At 62.8% G+C, this 7,357-nt stretch carries 6 protein-coding genes; 2 read left to right on the top strand and 4 right to left on the bottom strand.

The features are described from left to right. Window positions 1-17: 17 nt before the first annotated feature. Window positions 18-620 carry an SAM-dependent methyltransferase gene (locus ASF41_RS16840; protein ID WP_056495208.1) on the bottom strand — a complete coding sequence of 201 codons (603 nt, stop codon included), beginning with the start codon at window positions 618-620 and terminating at the stop codon, window positions 18-20. A gap of 446 nt (window positions 621-1,066) precedes the next feature. Between ASF41_RS16840 and ASF41_RS16835 the strand changes: the two genes are divergently transcribed. Next, on the top strand, window positions 1,067-2,215 hold the full coding sequence (locus tag ASF41_RS16835; protein ID WP_056495205.1) for an acyl-CoA dehydrogenase family protein: 1,149 nt from the start codon (window positions 1,067-1,069) through the stop codon (window positions 2,213-2,215). Window positions 2,216-2,422: 207 nt separating this feature from the next. On the opposite strand, the gene ASF41_RS16830 is transcribed toward ASF41_RS16835, so the two are convergent. Both ASF41_RS16830 and ASF41_RS16825 read right to left on the bottom strand, forming a co-directional pair. Next, on the bottom strand, window positions 2,423-2,962 hold the full coding sequence (locus tag ASF41_RS16830; RefSeq protein ID WP_156653352.1) for a hypothetical protein: 540 nt from the start codon (window positions 2,960-2,962) through the stop codon (window positions 2,423-2,425). A gap of 526 nt (window positions 2,963-3,488) precedes the next feature. Continuing rightward, window positions 3,489-5,231, bottom strand: a complete 1,743-nt coding sequence (locus ASF41_RS16825; RefSeq protein WP_056495197.1) for a bifunctional diguanylate cyclase/phosphodiesterase — start codon at window positions 5,229-5,231, stop codon at window positions 3,489-3,491. A 624-nt stretch (window positions 5,232-5,855) separates the two neighbouring features. On the opposite strand from ASF41_RS16825, the gene ASF41_RS16820 reads away from it, so the two are divergent. Continuing rightward, a complete protein-coding gene (locus ASF41_RS16820) occupies window positions 5,856-6,251 on the top strand; it encodes a hypothetical protein (protein ID WP_056495194.1) in 396 nt (131 codons plus the stop codon). A gap of 410 nt (window positions 6,252-6,661) precedes the next feature. On the opposite strand, the gene ASF41_RS25700 is transcribed toward ASF41_RS16820, so the two are convergent. Continuing rightward, window positions 6,662-7,132 carry a hypothetical protein gene (locus ASF41_RS25700; protein ID WP_200941287.1) on the bottom strand — a complete coding sequence of 157 codons (471 nt, stop codon included), beginning with the start codon at window positions 7,130-7,132 and terminating at the stop codon, window positions 6,662-6,664. Window positions 7,133-7,357: the final 225 nt, after the last annotated feature.

Here is a 7,357-nt window from a genome sequence, read left to right as displayed (position 1 = left end):
CATCACGCGCAGGCTGCCTAACCTCTCACCCCAGATGGACCAGAGCCTCCGCTCCTGAACACCGCTGAATGTCCCAAATCATCTGACGACAGACAGGCGAAGCCGCGCGCGCCAGCGATGAACCCTTCGGCAGCCTCGTCACCGGACAGGGGATAGTGGGTCACACCGGTCCAGTGCACCAGTACGATATCAGCCTCCGGCAGCAGGGCATTCCCGACCCGTGCGACTAGGCGGGCGAGGTCGGGACGGTCGAGGTAGTACGCGACTTCCGAAATCAAGATCAGGTCGAATTTGCCCTCGGGCCACTCGCCGGGAACAGCACTGAGCTTGAAGCTGGTGTTCGGGCAGTCAGCGCAGCGTGTACGGGCCTGCTCAAGTACCGATGGCACCACGTCGAGCCCCAGGAGAACGTCGCAGCGAGGGCAGAGCTGATGAGTGAACACGCCGATCGAGCAGCCTACCTCAAGCGCTGAGGTGTAACGGGACCGCGGCAGGGCCGCCAAGGTGGCCGCGTACTTGTCCCGCTCGTAGGCGCTCGTTGCGAACTGCCATGGATCGGAATCAGTAGCGTACATGCCTTTGAAGTAGTCGCTATCAAGAGTTTTCGACCGCCGGCCCATCGGGTCGGCATTCTCTGTCTCAGCACTCAAGGATCTACTCATTCCCAACAACATAGTCGTGGCCACACCGCCACCCGATTGTAGCAAGTGCCGCCGCGAAGGCGTCTTTGTCTCGCACATGTCGAGCCTTGCGGGTTCCACGGAGGTACAAAGGAGCAACCTGACTTTAACCGGGTAGTTCCATTGCGCTGCCTGAGGGACGTCATACACCTACACGTCGAAATCTGCTGCACGGGAAAGCTGACGTACCGCTTACGACCCATTGCAGTGCTGCCGATGTGGCTAAGGTTGACAATCGGGTTCAATGCGGTCCCGACGTGCCCGGTTCACAACCTTTCGGCCTGAAGACCATATGTCGCCCTGCGGTTGAGCTGGGCAACATGCCAGGATCGGATCTATCTGGAGCGGGCTGAGCCCGGCCGTGGTTCGAGGGGGGGGGAACACATATGGATCAAGTGACCCCACGCGCCCTGTCCTACGATGCCGTCGCAGTTGCCCGGCACGTGGCGGCGACCGCCGCGACGCGTGCGGAGGCCCAGGACCGCGACGATGGCTTCCCGACCGAAGACGTTGCCGACCTCGCCCGCCTGGGCCTGCTCGCAGCGCCTGTTCCGTCCTGGGCTGGCGGTGCCGGCCTTGGCGAGGAGCTAGGCGCCCGTAGGCTCGCAGCGGTGCTGCGACTGGTGGGCTACGGCAGCCTGGCGCTCGGGCGGCTCTACGAGGGCCACGTCAACGCGTTGCAGCTCGTTGCCCGCTACGGCACGCCCGAGCAGCGGGAACGGCTGTTCGCCGACGCCTGCAATGGCCACCTGTTCGGCGTCTGGAACACCGAGCCTCTTGGCAGCGGCCTCGTCCTGGAGGATGGCGCTGATGGCATGCGGCTGACCGGTGTGAAGACCTTCGCCTCGGGGGCGGGCTTCGTCACCCGTGCCCTGGTGACAAGTCGTGGTCCGGGCGGGAGCGGGACGGTGATGCTGGTCATCCCGCTGACGCCTGGAAGTCGGGCCGACCTGTCCGCGTGGCAGCCCCACGGCATGCGCGCCTCGGCCACCGGCACCCTCGACTTCGCCGGCATCGCCGTAGCGGCGGAGGACATCCTGGGCGACCCGGACGACTACTTCCGCCAGCCAGATTTCTCGAGCGGTGCATGGCGGTTCGCGGCGGTGCAACTTGGCGGTATCGAGTCCGTGTTCGACGCTTGGCGAGAACATCTCGCCGCAACCGGCCGCAGCGGCGACCCGCACCAACTTGCGCGCCTCGGCGAAGGTGCCATTGCGGTCGAAGGGGCCAGGCTCTGGGTGGAACGCGCTGCAGAAACGGTTTCCGATGGCGTCCTGCCGCCGAAGCGCGTCGTTGCCTTCGTCAATCTTGCACGGCTCGCCGTGGAGCGGGCCGGCCTCGACGTGCTGCAGCTCGCCCAGCGCTCGGTTGGTCTGCAGGGCTTCCTGCGCCCCCATCCCCTGGAACGGCTGTCGCGCGACCTCGCCACTTACCTGCGCCAGCCTGGGCCGGACCGGGCGCTTACCGCGGCCGCCGAGGAGATCCTCAATGCCAGAGGCATGGCCGGTGACCTATGGGAGGGGGCCGTGCCATGAGCACGGCCGAGGGCACCGACGCAGCCCTGGTCGGAGATGGATGGCTCGACACGCCACAGCGCTACGGCCGCGTCAGCCGTGCGTTTCGGCCATGAAGGCATCGACCGCAGCGACCACGTCCGCTTTGAGGATGGCCTTCGCCTTGAACAGGTCGCCGGTTGTGGGGTTCTCAGCCATGCCGGCCAGATAGCACAGCGCGAGCCAGCATCAGCGAAGGTACAGCCGCCTGACGAAGCGCTCGACCTTGGGGTGCGCAGCGCCAATCAATGCGACAGCGCCAAGGGCTCCCGAGAGCATGATGAGGACAGCCAGATCAGTCATCAAGGCATGCTCAGCCATAGCGAGCCGTTTAGCGAGGTGACGCAGCGCCGTGGGGCAGCGTGCCTCCCCAGTCGTCAAGCGGACGCGGCGTCGTAACAACCGGTCGATACCCCAGCTCGCGAGGTAGATCACCAGAGCCAAAACGACGGCCAGCCCCGCAGGACGCAGATCCGGCATCCCAGACACGCTGCCCCGCTCAACCACCTTGAGGAAAGAGCCTGCAACACCCCCGGTCACGGGAACACCGCCCATCATCGTCACACGTCGACACTTCTGAGCCGGATGGAAGGGGTCGAGCCCACCTGAAAGACAGGCAGGAAGAGGCCGAGCTTCCCAGACGGCGTGACCGGCCAGCGCGAACGCCAGCAGCACGCATGGAACGGTGAGTGCAAGGCCGAGGCGCCGGACCCACGAACGTTGAAGCATTGCGGCTTTTCCTTCAAGGCGGAGCCCTGATGCAGATCCGCGGTCGGCAAAGGCTTCTCCTACACTCATCCCGCCTCAGACGGACCGGCTTGATGACGGCCGATGCTTGGATGAGCGAGGCCGGCGCTGACGAGCGACTGGTGGTGCATCCTCGTCCGTTAGCAGATCCGTAAACGGCACCGTAAGCAGCGGTCGATGCTCTGCATCCGCCACTGCAAACCGGTAGCTGGTCAGCTGCGGATTGCGGCTTCAGTCCCCATGCGAGGTAAACCCAGCGCCATGACGAGCCAGCGTCAGCGCAGCGTCATCATCGGACAGTCCAGCCCCTGATAGTCCAGGCACACCAGACCGGATCGGGATTGGACGTCGAAGAAGTATGTTGGCATGGCGAACTCCGCCCCTGCCCCCTCCCGAGACGCTCAGGCTGTTGCTCGCCCTCGTCTCATGAAGAGTGTCGCTCCGATCTGACCGGCTGTCACCCTGCTTCTCACCACGTGCCGTGCTGCTGGGCCTGTCGCAAGCCCGTTCATCCGGCCAGCCGCTCGGTGATGCCGGAAGCCTGGACGAGATCTGCGAATTGCGCTGCCGGCAGCGCCTTGCCGTAAAGGTAGCCCTGGCCATGCCGGCAGCCCATCTCCAACAACCTCGCCTCCTGCTCCCTGGTCTCGATGCCCTCCGCAATGACGTCTAGGCCTATGTCGTTCCCGATCTGAACGATGGCGCGCACGACGGCGGCATCGTGCGGCTCGACCATCAAATCCCTGACGAAACCCCGATCGATCTTCAGGCGCGTCAGCGGGAACCGCTTGAGCGAACTCAGCGAGGCGTAGCCCGTGCCGAAATCATCGAACGCGATGCCAACCCCCTGCTGATGGAGACCGCGGAACTGATCAAGGTCGGCCTCGTCAACGCTCAGCACGATGGTCTCTGTGATTTCGAGCTCCAGCATCCCGGGGGCCAGCCGATGTCGCAGGAGCGCGTCGGTGACGTCTAATGCTAGCGTCCTCGAACGCACTTGGGCCGCGAACAGGTTCACGCCCATCTTCATGCCTGGATGGCCTGCATCTCTCCAGACTGCGGCTTGTCGGCATGCCTCATTGACGATCCAGTGCCCGACTTCGAGGGCCAGAGGATGGTCCTCAAGATGGGATAGGAAAACGCCCGGCAGAAGCAGGCCGCGCCGGGGATGCTGCCATCGCAGGAGGGCCTCCGCCCCGACAATACGTCCTGTGTCGAGAGCGACCTGTGGCTGGTAGTGCAGTACGAACTCGCCCTCTCGTGCCGCTTCGTGCAGTTCGGCCCGCATGGCGAGCCTAGATAGCAGCGCGCTGCGCATCGCCGGCTGGAAGGGGCGAAACCGGCGCTTGCCCTCCTGCTTCGAGCGAAACATGGCCAAGTCCGCATTGCCAATGAGTTCCTCTGCGGACGTACCCTGCGTCGGACCGAACGCTCCTCCGATGCTGACCCCAAGGTGAAAGGTGTGGCAACCGACCCGGAGCGGGGCGTCGAAGGCGTCAAGGAGCGTCTTCGCGCTCGCAGCGAGCGTCGTGGGATCGCCCACATCCGGCAGCATGACGGCGAACTCGTCACCACCGAATCTCGCGAAGACCGCATCCTCCCCGAGCCAAGCCGGCAATCGAATGGCCAAGGTCTGAAGCACTGCATCACCCGTGCTGTGCCCCCAACTGTCGTTCACCTCCTTGAAGCCGTCGAGGTCCAGCATGAGGACGCCGACGGCATTTCCGGCCGCCAGCCCTGTATCAAGCGCCTCCTCGAAGCAGGCGCGGTTCGGCAACCCGGTCAGGAGGTCATGATGGGCCAATTGGACCAGACGGTCGTCGCGCGCCCGCCACTCGGAGATGTCCCGCAGGATCGCGCCGAAGCCGAGGCCGGAGCGGTCCCGCCACATCGAGAGCGTGAACTCGGCGGGAAACTCGCTACCGTCGCGGCGGCGCGCCATGACCTCGACCGTTCGACCGGACAGACGAGAGGGCTCGTTGCGGGCCATCCGTGCCATGCCCGCCTCGTGGCTGGCACGGAATCGTTCCGGAACGATCAAATCGATGTTCGCACCCATCAACTCGTTGATGCTGTAGCCGAAGAGGGCCGCGGCCGCAGCGTTCGCAAAGGTGATGTGGCCCTTGTCGTTGCTGGTGATGAAGGCATACGTCGCCGCCCGAGCGAGACCGAAGGCTCCTGAAACAGCCGTTTCGGGGCGATCCAAGTCATCCTCGTAGGGCGGCTGAAAATGTGCCGTGATCGCAGTCATCGCTCTTCATCACCAAATCGCATCCGCACACCGCGAAGAAGGCGCAGTTAATTTATGTTACAAATAATATTCTAATAAATCGTTTAATTTGTAGGATATGTTGGTTCGAAGATTGACATATATTCTGTCTTTTCAGCGGCGAGTATTTAGGGAGCAAAGGCATTGATGTACAGTACGGCGCACCCGGTACGGGTTCGGCTAGCCCTGTCGCTTCGAAGACCTGCCTGCGCGTTGTGAAAGCATGCCTGGCACCGAACATCTAGAAGGGCGCGAAACTCTGAACTAGGCGGGCTCGATCCCAAAGTTCGGTAGTTCCATCGGCCATAAGGCTCGTCATTATGAACGCCGGCATGGGTGCAAAACCGAAGGTCCGCTTCCAGCCGTCGACTTAGCTTCCGCTGCCCACCCTTCTGAGATTTTGGGTACCGCGATGGTGATGTAAGCTAAACGATCGTTTACCCGACAACTGAAATCTGTCTCAAATATTTGTGCCGCTCCTTCGAGACTGCTGTCGGGAAAATAGGGATGGAAATCATATGTCGGGTAAACCCTAGTTCGCGACCCTGACAGTTAGCTCGTGGGCAATGTCGTGACCCTCGCGACGCTGGTTGCTAATTGCCTTCCATGTCGCTCAAGCTGATCGCTACGTTCCTCAAGACCCTCAAGGCCATCGGATGGCTTTGTGTCGGTTTGCTCGTGTGGCTGTCATGGATCCCTGCCAATTTGGAGATCCGAACAGGTATGGCCGGGCAGATCGAGCATGCCATTGCCTATTGCGGGACGGGTGCCATCGTCGCGTTCGGTTACCAAGAACCGCGTCGCTGGCGGATCGCAGCCGGCCTTGTTGTGCTCGCCGGCATCCTAGAGATAGGTCAGCTTTGGGTTCCTGGCCGGACCTCGAAGTTCATCGACTTTGCAGCCAGCAGTGGCGGTGCTGTTGCGGGTGTCCTGATAGGGCGTGCTGCGATCAGCGCACTCATTGGCTGGATGATGCGTCCGAGCCGGGGCGGTATCGGCTGAGGCTGCGCTCTCACCCCCCGCCCTGGTCTCGTGACAAATTCCCTGGATTGATCGGTGCCGACGCCGCCTGACGATCTGTCATCCAAGGCATTCCCTGCCTCACACAGGCGGCCCTTCGTCCTGGGTTTCCGGGTGCTCTCAGGGGCTCGGCGCATGGTGGCTAACTCGACGACCCAGCACAGCTACTTAGGTTAAGAACCGCCGTTTTCGGGCTCCTCCGTCAAGGCACGATGCTCTGTTAGCAGGCGTCGCATCGTCCGATCGGCATCCGAGCAGTCTGAAGGCTCATCGGTATCCGTGCCGCAGCCTTCGATCGTCTCCGCGGTATGCTGCTCGACCATCGCGCGATCGGCGGCACTCAGGCTCGCGAGGCTTCCAAGGCCCAGTTCGAGTGCGACGTCGGCGGCAATCTATTCGCGCTTCGCTTGCAGAGCCGCAACGCGTGCTCCCCTGCCCTCATCCGCTTCAGCACGTGCTGTCTGCTGAGCAAGCGCACGCCGCCAGCCAGGCAGGAGCGTTGCGCCGTGCAGCAGCATCCGATCGATGACGCTCGCCAGGACGAGTTGCCAGTGCTCGGGGCTGAGGTCCGCGAGGGCGCCCCCGAAGCCGAGATTGTTAGCGGCCAGATCAGCAGCTTCCCGCCATTCGGAGCCCAGCTCCGGGAGCTCGGTAGGCACGGGAACGATGGATGCGTCGGAAACGTCGGATCGGTATTTGCGTCCGGCCTGTCTTCCTGTGTCTGCAGCGACGGCCGCCTGATTGCGGGGACGCACGTTAAGCGAGCTAGCTGCAGGGGAACTGTAGGAGGTGCCGCGGTTAGCGCTGGGGCGCTCGACAAGCGCCATAAAAGCAATGCCGGCCGATAAGAACGTGCTCGTCATTGTCGCAGGATCGAAACGTTGAAAAACGCATCAAAAAACGGCGTCTAACCCGCTACATTTTGACCTGAGTCCGCAGCTAAGTTGCTCCAGAAGCGTGCTTTTTCGGCCAGTAGATATTCGTATTCTCCGCAAAAAAACTAGGCTGGCAAATCTAACTGTTGGGCTTGGCGTTCGAGGGCGGTGAGGTAGGCATCGGGATCGCGTCGGAAGCGGGTTCGTGCGACG

The sequence above is a fragment of the Methylobacterium sp. Leaf111 genome (genome assembly GCF_001423285.1).
GTDB lineage: Bacteria > Pseudomonadota > Alphaproteobacteria > Rhizobiales > Beijerinckiaceae > Methylobacterium.
This window is presented reverse-complemented; position numbering and strand designations above follow the sequence as displayed.

Coding starts and splice junctions, on each gene's coding strand:
- ASF41_RS16840 (WP_056495208.1), bottom strand. CDS start 620: ATGGGCCGGCGGTCGAAAACTCTTGATAGCGACTACTTCAAAGGCATG.
- ASF41_RS16835 (WP_056495205.1), top strand. CDS start 1,067: ATGGATCAAGTGACCCCACGCGCCCTGTCCTACGATGCCGTCGCAGTT.
- ASF41_RS16830 (WP_156653352.1), bottom strand. CDS start 2,962: ATGCTTCAACGTTCGTGGGTCCGGCGCCTCGGCCTTGCACTCACCGTT.
- ASF41_RS16825 (WP_056495197.1), bottom strand. CDS start 5,231: ATGACTGCGATCACGGCACATTTTCAGCCGCCCTACGAGGATGACTTG.
- ASF41_RS16820 (WP_056495194.1), top strand. CDS start 5,856: ATGTCGCTCAAGCTGATCGCTACGTTCCTCAAGACCCTCAAGGCCATC.
- ASF41_RS25700 (WP_200941287.1), bottom strand. CDS start 7,132: ATGACGAGCACGTTCTTATCGGCCGGCATTGCTTTTATGGCGCTTGTC.